Source organism: Actinotignum saccati (assembly GCF_051265055.1).
In the GTDB taxonomy this organism is placed as follows: Bacteria; Actinomycetota; Actinomycetes; order Actinomycetales; family Actinomycetaceae; genus Actinotignum.
The window spans coordinates 19,175-35,833 of sequence record NZ_JBOZCC010000004.1 but is presented as its reverse complement, the minus strand read 5'-3'; the positions used below and the strand labels follow the sequence as shown (position 1 = coordinate 35,833).

General features: G+C 61.8%; 10 protein-coding genes and 1 pseudogene. 8 read left to right on the top strand and 3 right to left on the bottom strand.

The genetic code is table 11. The annotated features are described in order from the left end of the window. Positions 1-53 precede the first annotated feature (53 nt). From ACRQEC_RS04265 to ACRQEC_RS04250, 4 genes are read left to right on the top strand one after another with little or no spacing between them, the layout of a single operon-like run. Complete coding sequence (locus ACRQEC_RS04265; RefSeq protein WP_284889200.1) at positions 54-1,073, top strand: Gfo/Idh/MocA family protein; 1,020 nt, start codon at positions 54-56, stop codon at positions 1,071-1,073. A 3-nt stretch (positions 1,074-1,076) separates the two neighbouring features. Further along, positions 1,077-2,777, top strand: a complete 1,701-nt coding sequence (locus ACRQEC_RS04260; protein WP_284889198.1) for a sodium:solute symporter family protein — start codon at positions 1,077-1,079, stop codon at positions 2,775-2,777. Then, the gene (locus ACRQEC_RS04255; RefSeq protein WP_284889197.1) at positions 2,778-3,203 is read left to right on the top strand and encodes a hypothetical protein; all 426 of its coding nucleotides are present in this window, start codon (positions 2,778-2,780) and stop codon (positions 3,201-3,203) included. 39 nt (positions 3,204-3,242) lie between these two features. Further along, complete coding sequence (locus ACRQEC_RS04250; RefSeq protein WP_284889195.1) at positions 3,243-5,105, top strand: FAD-binding protein; 1,863 nt, start codon at positions 3,243-3,245, stop codon at positions 5,103-5,105. A gap of 175 nt (positions 5,106-5,280) precedes the next feature. Here the strand turns inward: ACRQEC_RS04250 and ACRQEC_RS04245 are convergent, their stop codons facing one another. After that, entirely contained in the window at positions 5,281-6,456 is a 1,176-nt protein-coding gene (locus ACRQEC_RS04245) for an acetate/propionate family kinase (protein WP_026428236.1), read from the bottom strand. A gap of 130 nt (positions 6,457-6,586) precedes the next feature. Then, positions 6,587-8,215: a phosphate acetyltransferase gene (pta, locus tag ACRQEC_RS04240; RefSeq protein WP_284889194.1), complete on the bottom strand. Its 1,629-nt coding sequence runs from the start codon at positions 8,213-8,215 to the stop codon at positions 6,587-6,589. Between the two features lie 221 nt (positions 8,216-8,436). On the opposite strand from pta, the gene guaA reads away from it, so the two are divergent. The 3 genes and pseudogenes from guaA to pflA all read left to right on the top strand — a co-directional run bounded on the left by guaA (position 8,437) and on the right by pflA (position 13,707). Next, positions 8,437-10,014: a glutamine-hydrolyzing GMP synthase gene (gene guaA, locus ACRQEC_RS04235; RefSeq protein ID WP_016443034.1), complete on the top strand. Its 1,578-nt coding sequence runs from the start codon at positions 8,437-8,439 to the stop codon at positions 10,012-10,014. Between the two features lie 420 nt (positions 10,015-10,434). Continuing rightward, positions 10,435-12,825: pseudogene (pflB, locus tag ACRQEC_RS04230) on the top strand (formate C-acetyltransferase). A gap of 3 nt (positions 12,826-12,828) precedes the next feature. Continuing rightward, entirely contained in the window at positions 12,829-13,707 is an 879-nt protein-coding gene (pflA, locus tag ACRQEC_RS04225) for a pyruvate formate-lyase-activating protein (protein WP_407707012.1), read from the top strand. A gap of 547 nt (positions 13,708-14,254) precedes the next feature. On the opposite strand, the gene ACRQEC_RS04220 is transcribed toward pflA, so the two are convergent. Continuing rightward, entirely contained in the window at positions 14,255-15,088 is an 834-nt protein-coding gene (locus ACRQEC_RS04220; protein WP_284889189.1) for a DUF981 family protein, read from the bottom strand. Between the two features lie 86 nt (positions 15,089-15,174). Here ACRQEC_RS04220 and ACRQEC_RS04215 point away from each other — a divergent pair, with 86 nt between their 5' ends. Next, positions 15,175-16,554: an aldehyde dehydrogenase family protein gene (locus ACRQEC_RS04215; RefSeq protein WP_284889188.1), complete on the top strand. Its 1,380-nt coding sequence runs from the start codon at positions 15,175-15,177 to the stop codon at positions 16,552-16,554. Positions 16,555-16,659 lie beyond the last annotated feature (105 nt).

The following is a 16,659-nucleotide window of genomic DNA, read 5'->3' as shown; positions in this document are numbered from 1 at the left end:
CACGGCTCGGGGGAATTGATCTAGGCTAATGACACGTTTGGAAGGAATCCCTGTTGAAAATTGGTTTACTGGGAGCGGGCCGCGCCGGGTTGATGCACGCGCGCATTCTCGCCCACCGTGTTGATGAACTTGTTATTGCCGAACCGAAACCTGAGCGCAGTGCCGCCGTCGTTTCCGAACTGGAAGGTGAGGCTGCAACTCGCGCCCGCATCAGTGAAGCCAGCGTGGAAGCCACCCTCACGGACACCACCCTGGACGCCCTCGTTCTCACCAGCCCCACGGATGTGCACGCCGAACAGCTGCTGCGCGGCATGGAGCTGGGCATTCCCATGTTCACCGAGAAGCCGGTATCCACCTCGCTGGCTTCGACCCTGAAAGTGCGCGAGGCCGCCCGCAAGCATGGAGCCCGCATCCAGGTTGGCTTCCAGCGGCGCTTCGATACCGCCTACACCCGGGCCCGCGCGGCGGTGCGCGAAAAAAGCCTGGGCCAGCTGCGCCGCCTGAGCATGGGAACCATGGATCAGGCCCCGGCTGCCCGCGAATTCCTGGCGGCCTCGGGCGGTATTTACATCGACTGCCTCATCCACGATTTCGATATGCTGCGCTGGGTCACCGGGCGCGAAGTCACCGAGGTCATGGCGTTCGGCACCGATCTGGGCCTGGCCGATTTCCGTGATTTCGGAGATGTGTGCGAAACAGCGGCGGTGCTGCGCCTGGAAGGCGATGTGCTCGCCACCGCGCAATCCTCGCGTTTCAACGGCCACGGCTACGACGTACGCATGGAGCTGCACGGCACCGAGCAGACCCTCGCGGTCGGCTTCGATAGCAAACTGCCCGTGCGCTCCCTCGAGGATGGGGTTTCCTATCCGGAGGAGTCCGCCTGGGTGGATTTCATCGCCCGTTTCGCCGCCTGCTACGAACGTGAAATCGAGGCGTTTTTGGAGGTGGTTGCGGGCCGCGGGGAGATTCCCGCCACGGTGGACGACGCCGTCGCCTCCCTGCGCATCGCGGAAGCCGTCCGGTTATCGCAACGCGAGCACCGAGTGGTATCCCTGGCCGAAATTGAGGGCTAAAACATGGATTTGCGGCTCGACGCGAGCGCTTTCGACTACAGCTTCGTGGTGCTCTACCTGGTGCTGGTCCTCGTCATCGGCGTGGTCACCCGGCGCAAAGTCACTACCTCGGAGGATTTTTTCCTCTCCGGGCGTTCGCTGCCGGCGTGGATCTGCGCGCTGGCTTTCCTCTCCGCGAATATCGGGGCGGTAGAACTCATCGGGATGGCGGCCTCCGGCTCCCAATACGGCCTGCCCACGGTGCATTACTACTGGATCGGCGCGGTGCCGGCCATGATTTTCCTCGGGCTCATTATGATGCCCTTCTATTACGGCTCGCGGGTGCGTTCGGTTCCCGAATACCTGCGTTTGCGTTTCGACCGGCCCACCCACCTCTACCAATCGGTGATTTTCTCGGTGGCAACCATCCTGGTGGCCGGCATCAATCTTTTCGCCCTGGCGCTCCTCATTAATGTGCTCATCGGGGTGCCGCTGTGGGCCTCGATTATTATCGCGGCTGGCGTGGTGCTGGTGTATACGGTCATGGGCGGGCTCACCGCCACCATGTACAACGAGGTGCTGCAATTCCTCCTCATCGTTGCGGTGCTGACCCCGCTCACCATCGCCGGGCTGGCGCGGGTGGGCGGGCCGGCCGGGCTGGTCAGCGCCCTCAACGAAACCCAGGTGCTCGGCCCGAACGGCCTGGATGTGTGGGGCGGAACCGGACTCGGGAACACCACGAACCCGTACGGGAATTGGATCGCGCTGCTGCTGGGGATGGGCTTCGTGAATTCCTTCGGGTACTGGACCACGAATTTCACCGAGGTGCAGCGTGCGCTGTCCGCTAAAGATATGCGGTCCGCGCGCCTGACCCCGATTCTTGCGGCGATCCCGAAGATGTTCTTGCCGCTCATTATTATTGTGCCCGGGCTGATCGCCGCGGTTCTTATCCCGCAGCTGCACACGGGCGAAATCACGCATAACGAAGCCTTCCCGGCGCTTATGGGGGAGGTGCTCCCGCACGGCCTGCTGGGCATGGCGCTAGCCGGGCTGATCGCGGCCTTTATGGCCGGGATGGCGGCGAATGTTTCCTCTTTCAATACCGTGGTGACCTACGATATTTGGGAAACGTACGTGCGCCCGGGCCGCAAGGACACCTACTACATTAAAATCGGGCGGCGCCTGACGATTATCGGGGTGCTTATCGCCATCGGGGCGGCCTTTATCGCGGCGGAATTCTCCAATATTCAGGACTACACCCAGATGTTGCAGTCCATTTTCAACGCCCCGCTTTTCGCCACCTTCATTATGGGAATGTTCTGGGCGCGCATGAGCCCGCAGGCCGGGTTGTGGGGCCTGGTGGCCGGCGCGGCCGGAGCCGGGTTTATCCAGTTGGGCTACGCGAACGGGCTACTGGACTTCAATTCTTCCCAGGCGGCTTCCTTCACGGCTTCGGGTGTCGCTTTTATTGCTGATTTCATTGTGTCGGTGCTCGTTACGAAGGTCACGCGCCCCAAGCCCATCGAGGAACTCGACGGCCTGGTGTGGGGGCGCGTCAAGATGGATATTAAGGGCGCCCGGCCGGCCCCGAAACTGCACGAAGCCCGGGTGGCCGAAGCCCGTGAACGCGCCCTGACCGGCGAAAAACTCCACTGGTGGGAAGAACCGGTGCCGTTGGGTATCGCGGTGCTCGCGGTGTGCACGGTCCTCAATGTGGTGCTGTAAATGAAGGGATACGAGTCTATGAACGACGACGCAGCGCGGCGGAGCGCCGCGCCAGCTTCGGCGCCCGTGCAATCGGGCCATGCGGGTGCGGCTAGCGGCGAGTCTGCTTCGGCGCCGGCGCCCGCGCCGCACCTCCCCGAGGCGCGCCTCGGGCGGCTCTCGCTTTTCGACCTGCGCACCTGGATCGCCATCATGTTCGGGGTTTTCGGCACGATGCTGGCCGGCTACGGCCTCTTCTTCGTGACCGAGGAGGACCTGGCCAAAGCCGCGGGCATCAACCTCAACCTCTGGACCGGCCTGGCCATGATTATCGTGGCGCTCTTCTTCGCCGGCCGCAGCGCCGCCGCCCCGCAGGTGCTCTCCGAAGCGCTCGGCTCGCGCCTGCCCGATGAGGATGCGCAGCCCACCGCGCCGCGAGAGAGCTAAGATTATGTGCAAGCCTAACGCCTACGTCAGGGGACACTTATGACCATTGCGGTTGCCTACAAAATTGCCGGCGATCCACGTTCAGCGCACGTGCTGGATTCCGGTGTGGTGGATTGGAGCGGCGCGCGCCTCTCCATTAGCGACGACGACGCCGTTGCCATGCGGGCAGCGCGGGAACTCGGCGACTCCCTGGGCACCGAGGTTGTGGGCATCACCCTGGGCCCCGACTCCATCGGCACCCCGGCGCTGCGCAAAAACGCGCTGTCCAAAGGCCCGGATCGCCTGCTCGTGGTGAGTGATGATGCCACCACCAGCTGGAATTCCACCGCGGTGGGCGAAGCTCTGGCGCGGGTGGTGCAGCGCGACGGCACCATCACCGCGCTTATCACCGGCCCGGGTTCCACCGACGAAGGCTCGAAAATGGTCTCCGGCGTGATCGCCGGGGCGCTGGGCTGGCCCTCTTTCCAGGATGTTTCCGCCATTCGCACCGAAGGGGAGGACCTCCTCCTCACCCAGCACACCGGCGGGCAGCGGCGCGAGGTGCGCGTGGCCGGCCCGGTCGTCATCGCGGTCACGTCCGACGCCGCCGCCGTCAAAGTCCCGGCCATGAAAGATATCCTCGACGCCGCCAAGAAACCCGCCCAGCTCCTCACCGCCGCCGACCTCGGCGATATGGAAGGGCGCACCCTCGACCCCATCGCGCGCGCGGTTCCGCCCGTCCAGCGCCGCCTCCACCAAATCCTCGACGGCCCCGGCGCCGTGGCTGAACTCGTCGGCATTTTGGACCGGCGTGGTTTACTGCCGAACGCCGGTTCCACGGGCATTTCTGGCGACGACGCCACCCCTCACGCCGCTGGTACTTCGGGCGCGGAAGCTTCTTCCGCCACCGGTTCGGTTCCCGAGCAGGCGGTGTGGATTATTAGCTCCGGCGCTGCTATTTCGCCTTTCCTTCCGGCCCTGCGCCGCTACGACGCGGTCCATGTGATCGCCCTCGTTCCCGAGGGTGAAGCTGGGGACAGCGTGCAGCTGCCCGCGTTCCCGGATGCCACCAGCGTGCAGATTATTACGCACCCGAGCGATGTGCCGGCCGAGGCCCTGAGCGCGGCGCTCACGGAGCTCGTGGATGCCCAGCCCGGGGATATTGTGCTGGTTCCTAATGAGCCGAGCGAACGCGCGCTGGGCGGGGAGATCGCCGGCCGGCGCGGCTGGCCCATCCTCACCGATGTGCGCGAAGTCAGCGCCGAGCACGTGGTCAGTGGGCGTTTCGGGGCTATCTCCCTGGAAACCTACGCGCGCGCGGGAGTGACCTTCGTGGGCGTGATCGGTTCGCTGCCCGGTACGGCGGCTTGTGCTGGTGCTGCAGCGGGTGCTGGTGTTGCTTCGGGCTTTGGTGATGCGGCGGGTGCTGGCAGCACCCCGGTATCTGAGGTGGCGGCTCCGGCCGGCGCGATAGCGCCGGCGCGGATCACGGCAGCCGAATCGGAAGATGTGTCCGAGCGGCGCTTGGCCACCGCCACCCGGGTGGTCGGTGCCGGCCGCGGTTTCGCCGCCAAGGAAGACCTGCGGCTTTTCCACGAACTTGCCGAGGTGCTCGATGCCGCGGAAGGCGCAACCCGCCCGCTGGCCGAAGGGGATGCCTGGCTCCCGCGTGATTCCTACGTGGGGCTCTCGGGCACGGTTATCGCCCCGGATTTGTATATCGCCATCGGTATTTCCGGCCAGCCGCATCACACCGCGGGAGTCACGGATTCCGGAGTCATCGTGGTGATCAATAATGATCCCGAAGCGGAAATGTTCGAATTCTGCGATTACGGAATCGTCGGAGACCTCTACACGGTGCTTCCCGAGCTCATTACCCTCATCCGGAAGCGAGTCGCAGCCTCGGCCCCCGAAAACCGGTAGCGAATTAATGGCCCCGGCTCCGGAATGGGCGCCAACCTCAGCCCCGGATATGGGTGCCAGCCTCGGCTAGCAATCACTCCTAAATTGCCACACAGCCAAATAAGTGGGGGGGAGTAACCGGAACGGTTACTCCCCCCAACTGCGTCGTCGTACCCGAAAATAACGGGCGCCGTGCTTAGACGAGCGTCATAGCCTGCTGGGCGATAGCTAGCTCCTCATTGGTGGGAACCACGAGCACATGCACCGTGGAATCCTCCGTGGAGATCTCCCGCGCGTTCTTCGAGCGCGTGGCGTTCTTCTCGGCGTCGTACTTGACACCGAAGGGAGCCAGGCGGTCCAGGACTTCCTTGCGGATGATATCGTCATTCTCACCCACACCGGCGGTGAAGGTCAGGGCATCCAGGCCGCCAAGAATCGCGGTGTAGGAGCCGATGTACTTGACGATGCGATGAACGTAAATATCCACCGCTTCCTTCGCGTTCTCATCACCCTTCTCCACCATGGCGTGCACATCGCGCAGATCGGAAGAGCCGGTCAGACCGGCCATACCGGACTGGCGGTTGAAGAGCTTATCGATCTCATCAATGGACATCTTCGCCTGGCGAGCCAGGTGGAAGACGGCAGCCGGATCAATATCGCCGGTGCGCCCACCCATAACGAGGCCCTCCAGCGGGGTCAGGCCCATGGAGGTCTCCACCGCGCGGCCCGAATCCACCGCGGATACCGAGGCGCCGTTACCGATATGCAGCACGATCTGCTTGAGATCATCGCGGCCCAGGATCTTCGCTACCTCGCCAGAAACATACTGGTGCGAGGTACCGTGCGCGCCGTAACGGCGGATCTCATACTTATCGGCAATCTCGCGGTTGAGGCCGTAACGCGCTGCCTCTTCCGGAAGGCTCTGGAAGAACGCAGTATCGAAAACAGCCACGTGCGGGACATTTGGCAGCAGGCGCTGCGCCACCTTGATGCCCTCCAGGGCCGGCGGGTTGTGCAGCGGGCCGAGCGGCTGGAGCTCTTCGATCTTCTGGCGCACCGCATCGGTAATAAGAGCCGGGCCATCGAAGTACTTACCACCCTGGACCACGCGATGCCCGACGGCGCGAATGGAGCCATCATGCAGGGACGGGCCGGCGGCGTCGAAGAACTCGAGCACCTTCTCCATACCGACTTCGTGGTTGGGAATGGGGCCTTCCCATTCGCGCACGTCCTCGCCGTGTTCGTGCTTGACGTGGCCGGAGGGCAGACCGATCTGCTCCACGAGGCCCGAGGCGAGTTCCTCACCCGATTCGGGGTCCACGACCTTGTACTTGATCGAGGAGGAGCCGGAATTAATTACGAGAACGGACAAAATGATCTCCTTGTGTCTGTGACCGGGTGGAGGCCCACCCCTATAACTTCAGTGTAATGCCGGATACGGGTTGTTCCGGCTCATGCCTGCGGATTCCTGCGAATTGCAGGTTATTTCCGGTTGCTGCTGGTTATTCCTGCGCCTGGATCGCGGTAATCGCCACGGTATTGACGATATCCTCCACGAGCGCGCCGCGGGAAAGATCATTCACCGGTTTATTCAGGCCCTGGAGCACCGGGCCCACGGCCACCGCGCCCGAAGAACGCTGCACAGCCTTGTAGCCGATATTGCCGGCATTCAAGTTCGGGAAAACGAAAACCGTGGCGCGGCCGGCCACCGGGGAATCCGGCAGCTTCTTCTTCGCGGCCGCGGCATCCACCGAAGCGTCATACTGGAGCGGGCCGTCAATGAGCACGCCCTCGGGTGCCAGGCTCTTCGCGAGCTCCGTGGCTTCGCGCACCGCATCCACATCCGGGCCCTTCCCGGAGGTACCCGAAGAGTAGGAAAGCATGGCCACGCGCGGCTCAATACCGAATTGCTGGGCGGTGCGGGCCGAATCAATGGCGATACCGGCCAGCTCTTCCGGGGTGGGATTGGTATTGACCGCGCAATCGGCGTACACGTAGACGCGATCATCCATGAGCATGAGGAAGGCACCGGAAACCGTCTTCGTGCCGGGCTTCATCTTGATGGTCTGGAAGGAGGGAACAATGGTATTCGCGGTGGTGTGGTTCGCACCCGAAACCATGCCGTCAGCATCGCCCATGTAGACCATCATGGTGCCGTAGTAGGAAGGATCCTTCATCTTTTCCACGGCCTGCTCGTACGTCACGCCCTTCTTAGCGCGCAACTCGGCGAACTTCTCCGCGTAGCGGCGCACGCGCTCCGGATCATCAATCGAAATAATTTCCGCACCGGAGACATCCACCCCGAGCTCAGCGGCGCGAGCGAGGACCTCATCTTTTTCCCCAACCAGGGTAATATCCGCGATATCGCGGGCAAGAATCTGGGAGGTGGCCAGCAGAATGCGATCATCTTCGGCTTCCGGCATGACAATGCGCTTCTTTGCCTTGCGGGCCCGGGCCGCCAGGGAAGCCTGGAAGGACAGCGGGGTAATAACCGAGGATTCTTCTTCCATCGCGGCAATGAGGGTGGCCCGATCCTTATCGGTGAAGGAACGCGCCTCGCCATCGGGTAGATAAATAGTAGGAATGCCCAGGTCACGCATGGTGGCGGGGACGCTCTCATCAGCGTCAATAACAATGAGGGCGCTCAGGGTGCCGTACCGATCCGTGATTTCCTTCGCGGAAAGCTGGGCAACAACTTCCACCTGCGCGGCGCTGCGCTGCGCTGCCGATACGGCAACAATGCCGGTGGTTCCCAGGTTGGCGATGGTGCGGCCGGTACGCGAAAGCATCCCGGGATTAATGGGATCCCCATCCAGAATGCCCAGGATGAGCACCGCATCGAAATTCTGGGCGTAATCGGTGTAGCGGTTCACCAGCTGGGTCATGGCCTCGTCTTCATCAGCCACGTAGGCCTGCCGGCTCGAACCCCAAGCAATATCGCGATCCTCGCCGCGGCCAACCTGGTCGAGCAGCTGAAGGAAGGCGGAGTCATTTTCGATATTTCCGTTGGTGAACGCCCGGAACACCCCGACGTTCTTGTAAGTGGAGGTGAGTACATCAACGTAGGCGCTGGCCACCGCCTGGGTGCCCGCATTGCCTTCTACCGCGGTGAAATATACGCTGTAGGTCACTTTCTTATCCTTCCGGCCCGTGAGGACCCTTGAAAAAATAGGCGTATCCACGCCGGGATATCCCTTCAAATAATCTCACATCTTGCGAGCTGATGTGCATGCCCAGCTCAGGTCCACGCGGGCGGGTGGGCGTCGTCGTTCCTATCCGGTGACGAAGGTCCTAGAAACCTTCCGGGCGCGGGCCGGCTCCCAGTAGGCGCCGGCGCGTTTTAATCACTAGAATGAACAGCGTGAATACCAGCGATAATTCCCCGGTTCTTGTTGTCGATTTTGGTGCGCAGTACGCTCAGCTCATTGCGCGGCGCGTTCGTGAAGCACACGTTTATTCAGAAATTGTTCCGCACACCATGTCCGCCGCGGATATGCTGGCGAAAAAGCCCGCGGCCATTATTCTTTCCGGCGGCCCGGCATCCGTGTACGCGGAAGGCGCGCCCGCAATCGATAAGGACATTTTTGAGGCCGGGGTGCCTATCCTCGGTATCTGCTACGGCTTCCAAGCCATGGCCCAGGCCCTGGGCGGGCGCGTGGGGCGCACTGGAACCCGCGAATACGGGCGCACCGAAGCCCGCACCGCCGGCGATTCCTGCCTTTTCGCCGGTCTGGAAGATAAGCAAATCGTGTGGATGAGCCACGGGGATGCCGTGAGCGAAGCCCCGGAAGGCTTCACCGTCACCGCCGCCACCGATGAAACCCCGGTGGCCGCTTTTGAAGACCGCAAGCGCCGGCTCTTCGGCGTGCAATGGCACCCGGAAGTGCTCCATTCCCAGCGTGGCCAGGCCGCCCTGGAAAACTTCCTCTACGAAGGCGCGGGAATCAGCCCGAACTGGACTCCGTCCTCCATTATTGATGAGCAAGTGGCTCAGATTCGCGAACGGGTCGGCTCCGCGCAGGTGATCTGCGCGCTCTCGGGCGGGGTGGATTCCTCCGTTGCCGCGGCGCTTGTGCACAAAGCTATTGGTGACCAGCTCACCTGCTTCTTTATTGATCACGGGCTGCTGCGCGCCGGCGAACGTGAGCAGGTGGAACGCGATTACGCGGAAAGCACCGGCATTCGCATCTTCACCATTGATGAATCCCAGCGTTTCCTTTCCGCGCTGGCCGGCGTGCGCGATCCGGAAACGAAGCGCAAGATTATCGGGCGCGAATTTATCCGCTCCTTCGAAAGCGCGCAGCGCCAGCTGGTCGATAAGCTCGGCGGCGGGGAAGATGTGAAATTCCTCGTGCAGGGTACGCTCTACCCGGACGTGGTGGAATCCGGCGGGGGAGAAGGCGCCTCCAATATTAAGAGCCACCACAATGTAGGCGGCCTGCCCGAAGATATGAATTTCGAGCTCATCGAACCCCTGCGCAGCCTCTTCAAGGATGAGGTGCGTGCTATCGGGCGCGAACTGGGCGTGCCGGAGAAAATCGTGGCCCGCCAGCCCTTCCCGGGGCCGGGCCTGGCGATCCGCGTGATCGGTGAAGTCACCGAAGATAACCTGCGTATCCTGCGCGAAGCCGATGCTATTGCCCGTGAAGAACTCACCGCGGCCGGGCTGGACGCCGAAATTTGGCAGTGCCCGGTGGTGCTGCTGGCTGAAGTGCATTCCGTGGGCGTGCAGGGTGACCACCGCACCTACGGGCATCCCATCGTGCTGCGCCCGGTTTCTTCCGAGGACGCGATGACGGCCGATTGGGCTCGGGTTCCCTACGATGTGCTCGCCCATATTTCCAACCGCATTACGAACTCCGTTGCGGAAGTTAATCGCGTGGTTCTGGACGTCACCTCCAAGCCGCCGGCAACAATTGAATGGGAGTAACGCTCGCAGTTAAAAAGTGATTCCTCACACATGTGAGAGGGGGAACGACGTGAAGTCGCGTGTCGGCGCGCCCGCCGGGGGCGTCGCGGGAATGTGCGCCGCTCATCTCACGTGTCTGGGAATGTTTTTTCGCGCAAGCGCGTTAGGATAAATGTAGGCGCGGACAGCGAGTGATATACGCCCGCCGCCCGTGCCGGACAATACAATCGAGAGTCGCTTGTGCCTGACCGATTGATACGGACAACAGGTAAAAGAATCAGGACTTGTTACCTCGGTGCCGTAGCGATTCACGCGAAGGTGTGGATACGGTGCGGACGCAAGCGTGCGGCAATTTCTTACGGAACATCTGTTCCGCTTGTAAATTGCTTTATGCTTGGATAATAACGGGTACTGACACGACACAAGGAGAGTTAGACGCACATGGAGCGCACTGCTACCGATACCCCAACAGAGGAAGCCTGGGCGGGTTTCACGTCCGGCACCTGGAATGAAGCTATTGACGTTCGTGACTTCATCCAGAAGAACTACACCCCCTACGAAGGGGATGCTTCGTTCCTGGCCGGCCCGACGGAGAAGACCACCCGGCTGTGGGAGTCTCTTGAGGAAAATTACCTCTCCGAGGAGCGCCGCCGTCGCGTGTACGACGTCGACACCGACACCCCGGCCGATATTGACGCTTTCCCCGCCGGCTACATTTCCGAAGATGACGACGTCGTCGTCGGCCTGCAGACGGATGTTCCGCTCAAGCGCGCGATGATGCCCAATGGCGGCTGGCGCATGGTGGAAACCGCCATCAAGGAAGCGGGCAAGGAAGTCAACCCGGAGATCAAGAAGATCTTCACCCGCTACCGCAAGACCCACAATGACGCGGTCTTCGATATTTACACCCCGCGTATTCGCGCGGCCCGTTCCTCGCATATTATTACCGGTCTTCCGGATGCCTACGGCCGTGGCCGCATTATTGGTGACTACCGCCGCGTGGCCCTCTACGGTGTGGATAAGCTCATCGAAGAGAAGCAGGCCATGAAGGATTCCGTGGCCGATCAGCCCTTCTCCGAGCACTGGGCTCGTTTCCGTGAGGAACACGCCGAGCAGATCAAGGCTCTGAAGAAGCTCAAGACCCTCGGTGAAATCTACGGCTTCGATATTTCCGGCCCGGCGAAGAACTCGCGTGAAGCCGTGCAGTGGCTGTACTTCGGCTACCTCGCTTCCGTGAAGAGCCAGGACGGCGCGGCCATGTCCATCGGCCGCCTCTCCGCCTTCCTCGATATCTACTTCGAGCGCGATCTGGCCGCCGGAACCATTACGGAAACCGACGCGCAGGAAATGATTGACAACCTCGTCATGAAGCTGCGTATCGTCCGCTTCCTGCGCACCATCGATTACGATCAGATCTTCTCCGGTGATCCCTACTGGGCCACCTGGTCGGATGCCGGCTTCGGTGATGACGGGCGTACCCTCGTCACCAAGACTTCCTTCCGCCTGCTTCAGACCCTGCGTAACCTGGGTCCGGCTCCGGAACCGAATATCACCATTTTCTGGGATCCGGCACTTCCGGAAGGGTACAAGGAATTCTGCGCGGCCATTTCCATCGAAACCTCGTCCATCCAGTACGAATCTGACGAACAGATTCGTAACCAGTGGGGCGACGACGCCGCCATCGCGTGCTGCGTTTCCCCGATGCGGGTGGGCAAGCAGATGCAGTTCTTCGGGGCTCGCGTGAACGCCGCTAAGGCCCTGCTCTACGCCATTAACGGCGGCCGCGATGAAATGACCGGCAAGCAGGTGACTGAACCGGGTCTGTTCACCCCGCTCGAAGGCGACGGCCCGCTCGACTTCGACGAAGTCTGGCAGAAGTACGAAGAGATGCTCGACTGGGTGGTCGGCACCTACGTTGAAGCTCTCAACATCATCCACTACTGCCATGATCGCTACGCTTACGAAGCGGTGGAGATGGCTCTCCACGATTCGGAGATCATCCGCACCATGGGTTGCGGTATTGCCGGCCTGTCCATCGTGGCGGACTCGCTTTCCGCGATCAAGTACGCGAAGGTCTACCCGGTTCGCGACGAAACCGGCCTCGTTGTCGATTACAAGACGGAAGGCACCTTCCCGATCTACGGTAATGATGATGACCGCGCTGATGACATCGCGGCAACCGTGGTTCACACCATCATGGCGAAGATCAAGGCGATCCCGATGTACCGCGATGCCATCCCGACCCAGTCGGTGCTGACCATTACCTCCAACGTGGTGTACGGCAAGGCCACGGGTTCCTTCCCGTCCGGCCACAAGGCTGGCACCCCGTTCTCCCCGGGCGCGAACCCGGAGAACGGCATGGATACCCACGGTATGGTGGCCTCCATGATGTCCGTTGGTAAGCTGGATTACAAGGATGCCCTCGATGGTATTTCCTTGACGAATACCATTACGCCGGCTGGCCTCGGCCGCAATAAGGATGAGCAGGTCAAGAACCTGGTCGGAATTATGGATGCCGGCTTCATGGCTGAAGAAGACTAAAACTCTAAGATTCAACCCCCAACAAAGAAAAGAAGGTAAAAAATGGCTAAGACCTACGAAGAGCGTCTCGAGTCGATGAAGGCTGCTCGCGAAGATAACGGTGGGGTGCAGGGTCTGTACCACGCCAATATCAACGTGCTGGATCGCTCCACCCTCGAGGACGCGATTGATCACCCCGAGAAGTACCCGAACCTGACCGTTCGCGTTTCCGGCTACGCCGTGAACTTCGTGAAGCTGACCCGCGAACAGCAGCTCGACGTTCTGTCGCGTACCTTCCATCACTCGGCATAACCATTGTCTGCTGAGTTGCGACTAGCACCGGTCGGCCTTCAAGATTTCGAAGCGCCGACCGGTCGGTTGCAGGGGGCCGGTCTGGGAGGCATCGATGTCCTTGACGACATCGAGCGTAAAGAACGGCTTCGCAAGATGCGCGAGGGAACCCTCGGTTCCGTCCACTCGTGGGAACTTGTGACCGCGGTGGACGGGCCCGGGACCCGAATGACAGTCTTCATGGCAGGGTGCCCCCTGCGGTGCCTGTACTGTCATAACCCTGACACCTTCATCATGAAGGACGGTCAGCCGGTGGATTCCGATGAATTGCTGCGGCGCTGGAAGCGCTACCGTCGCATGTTCAAGTCGACGGGTGGCGGAATCACGATCTCGGGTGGCGAATGCTTAATGCAACCCGCCTTCCTCAAGACCGTGCTTCGCGGCGCCAAAGAAATGGGAATCCATACGTGTATCGATACCTCCGGTTATCTCGGCCGTAACGTCGACGACGAAATGATGAATTACATCGACATGGTGTTGCTCGACGTGAAATCGGGATCCGAGGAAGTATATAAGCGCACGACCGGCCGCGAACTGCAACCGACCATTGATTTTGGTGATCGATTGGCTGCCGCGGGCAAGGAAATCTGGGTACGTTTCGTACTCGTGCCCGGGCTGACAGACGATCCGGAGAACGTGGAGAACGTTGCGAAGATCGTTGCACGGTGGAAGAACGCGGTGAGCCGCGTTGAAGTTCTACCGTTCCACCAGATGGGGCGAGACAAGTGGCATTCACTTGGCTATGACTACCAACTGGAAGACGTCGTACCGCCGTCACCACAAGCCGTGGAAGAAGCGCGGGAGCACTTCCGGCGCTTGGGGCTCAACACCCCGGCTTTCTAAACGCTACGGATGACGCCAAGGGCCGCGTCCCGAAAGGGATGCGGCCCTTTTGTGGGGTTAATAGACAAAAATAGTTGCTAATGACGGTGTGTCGTTGGCTTGGATCCGGTTCGGATCCGTACGAACCGGGTGCGCAGACAAAGTGCGAGGGAGAGCACCGTCTGCACCAGATTTCGTGTCTCTAACGCGCACTATGGCGCCTACACGGCCCAGAATGCGCACTCTGATACCTCTGCCCGCCCCGTGGCTGTGGCGGGTGGCAGCCCGGACGGAACGAATTTTCCGTCAAGGCATGTCACGTAACGCATGTCAAGGAAGTAAGCTTATTGAGGTGCTCGACCTCAATAAGGCCGACTTTTCGTTGATATAGCAAAGGAAAGTCGGAGTATTAGCAACCATTTCTGTCTATTTACCCCTTTTGTGTGCGTGCTTGCGTGGTGCAATGATGGAACGGCGCTGCGTCGTCGTACCAAAACGGGAGGTACGACGACGCCGCTGCGGCCACGGGGGCCGCAGCTTCACCGGGCCACGCGCCGGCGTGGCGGTGCTACATGGTATTGACTACGAGCCCGATATGGGTATAGAAGTTCATGGCACCGAAGAGCATGAAGATGACCCCGCTGATGACCAGGCACCAGTAGGCGGCGCTCACCACGCCGCCGCGCACCTGCCCGCTGGCATCCGGGCGCACCGCGGCGAAGAAAAGAATCGCACCCACACCGGCCAGGCCAAAGACCGCGGAGAGAGCAATCGACTCGAGCCAGGGGTAGGCAGCGAAGGACCCGGAAATCGGCTCCTGGGGAGGGGCGGCGAAGAACTGGTAGACCATCCCGGCGCACATAATCGCCAGCAGCGCCAAGCCCATCGCCAGCGCAAAAATGGAGACCGGGCGGGCAATCCGCGCGAACGTGCGGAAAGGCGAGCTGGATGCGAGGATGCGATCCCCGCGCTTCCACAGGATGAAACTCGCCGCGAGTAGGAGCACGCCGAAGCCGAGGCAGGTTTCCCCAAAAATAATGTTGTCGAAGGGGAAGCCCCCGGCGGCCAGCGGCCAGGTGAGGCACATGTGCAGGCCGGTGAGCGTCTGGATGAGGCCGGTCACGAAGAAGCCCAGCGTGTAGCCATCCAGACTCACGGCCTTATCGGCGTCCGTGCCTGCGGCATGTGCGGCGCCAGCGCCCGTAGCGCCAGCTACGCCCGCGGAATCGCCAGCTCCCGCAACTCCCGCTGGAACCGCGCTACGCAAATGCGCCAGCAGCCGGCCAACCAAGATCAGGCCCACTCCGGCCGCGATGGCCATAATGGTGTTGTAGGTGGGCATCGACGCCCAATCAATCATTCCCGGGGCACTTTCCCCGGTGAAGAAATCTCCCACGTTCACCACTCCTTTCTCGTATTTAGGACTAATGTCCCCATGATAGCCGGGTTTGCCCGGCACAGTGGGCCACAACACAGTAAGCTAGGCTTATGACTCACTACCGCGTGCATAACCCCAATACCGGCGAGGTGGAAGAACGCTTTCCCTCCCTGCCCGCCGCTGCGATTCCGGGCGTGATCAGTGCGTCCTGGGATGCCTTCACCAGCTGGCGCGATACCCCGATGGCCACCCGCGCCGCGGTCCTGCACCGCTTCGGGGAGCTCATCACGGAGCGCTCGGCGGAGCTCGCCGATATTATCGGGCGGGAAATGGGCAAACCCCTGCGCGATGGCGCCGCTGAGCTCGCCGTCGTCAGCCAGCACGCCCACTGGTTCGCGGATAACGCCCCGCGCTACCTGGAACCCACCGCGCTGGATGCTGGCGACGGCATCCCCACCTACGTGCTCCACCAGCCGCTGGGCGTGCTGCTGGGCATCATGCCCTGGAACTTCCCCTATTCCCAGATCGCCCGCTTCGCGCTGCCCCAACTCATGGTCGGCAATACCATTCTCATGAAACAAGCGGAGATCTGCCCGCGCTCCTCGGCTGCTTTCGAGGCGCTGCTGCGCGAGGCCGGCCTGCCGGATGGCGTGTACCAGAATATCTACCTGGATATCGCGGATACGGAGAAAATCCTCGCGGACCCGCGCGTCAAAGGCGTATCCCTGACCGGCTCGGAGCGGGCGGGATCCTCGGTCGCGGGGCTGGCCGGGAAATACACGAAACGTTCCCTCCTGGAGCTGGGCGGCAATGATGCCATGGTGGTGCTGGACGCCGCCGATATCGCGCCAGTGGCCCGCGCGGCGGTGCGCACGCGTGTTTTCAATGCCGGGCAGGTCTGCACCTCGAATAAGCGCATTATCGTGCTGGATAGCGTTTTCGAGGAATTCCTCGCGGCGGCCCGCGCGGAGATCGCGAGCATAGTGGTGGGTCCCTATGATGACCCGGCCACTGATATGGGGCCGCTGTCCTCGATTGCGGCACGTGATGAAGTGGTGCGGCGGGTGGCGAGCGCCGTCGCCGCTGGAGCACACCGCCATTACGGAGGTCACAAAATTGACCGGCCGGGCGCCTTTATGACCCCGGCCTTGCTCACCGATATTCCCGCGGACCACGATATCGCTCGCAATGAATTATTCGGGCCGGTGGTGGCGCTCTACCGGGCGGCGGATGAGGAAGCAGCCCTCGAGCTGGCCAATAGCACCGCCTACGGTTTGCAGTCCTCGGTGTGGAGCCAGGATCTGGAGAAGGCGCAGCGGTTCGCGGCGCGCTTGGCGGCCGGGATGACCATTATCAATAAGCACCGTGAATCGGCGCCCACCTGGCCTTTTGGTGGGATTAATCGTTCCGGTTACGGCCGCGAGGAGGGAGCCTGGGGTTTGCGCGCCTTCACGAACGACCATGCGGTGCGCGTCCATCCGGCGCGATAGGTACGACGGCGCAGCTTAGCTGGTACGACGCCGCAGCTTCGTTGGCGCGGGGCCGGCCGGGCAGGTAGGTGCCGCATGCCATCGGCCGGTGCCCGGATTGCCGGA

Coding starts and splice junctions, on each gene's coding strand:
- ACRQEC_RS04260 (WP_284889198.1), top strand. CDS start 1,077: ATGGATTTGCGGCTCGACGCGAGCGCTTTCGACTACAGCTTCGTGGTG.
- ACRQEC_RS04255 (WP_284889197.1), top strand. CDS start 2,778: ATGAAGGGATACGAGTCTATGAACGACGACGCAGCGCGGCGGAGCGCC.
- ACRQEC_RS04250 (WP_284889195.1), top strand. CDS start 3,243: ATGACCATTGCGGTTGCCTACAAAATTGCCGGCGATCCACGTTCAGCG.
- guaA (WP_016443034.1), top strand. CDS start 8,437: ATGAACAGCGTGAATACCAGCGATAATTCCCCGGTTCTTGTTGTCGAT.
- ACRQEC_RS04215 (WP_284889188.1), top strand. CDS start 15,175: ATGACTCACTACCGCGTGCATAACCCCAATACCGGCGAGGTGGAAGAA.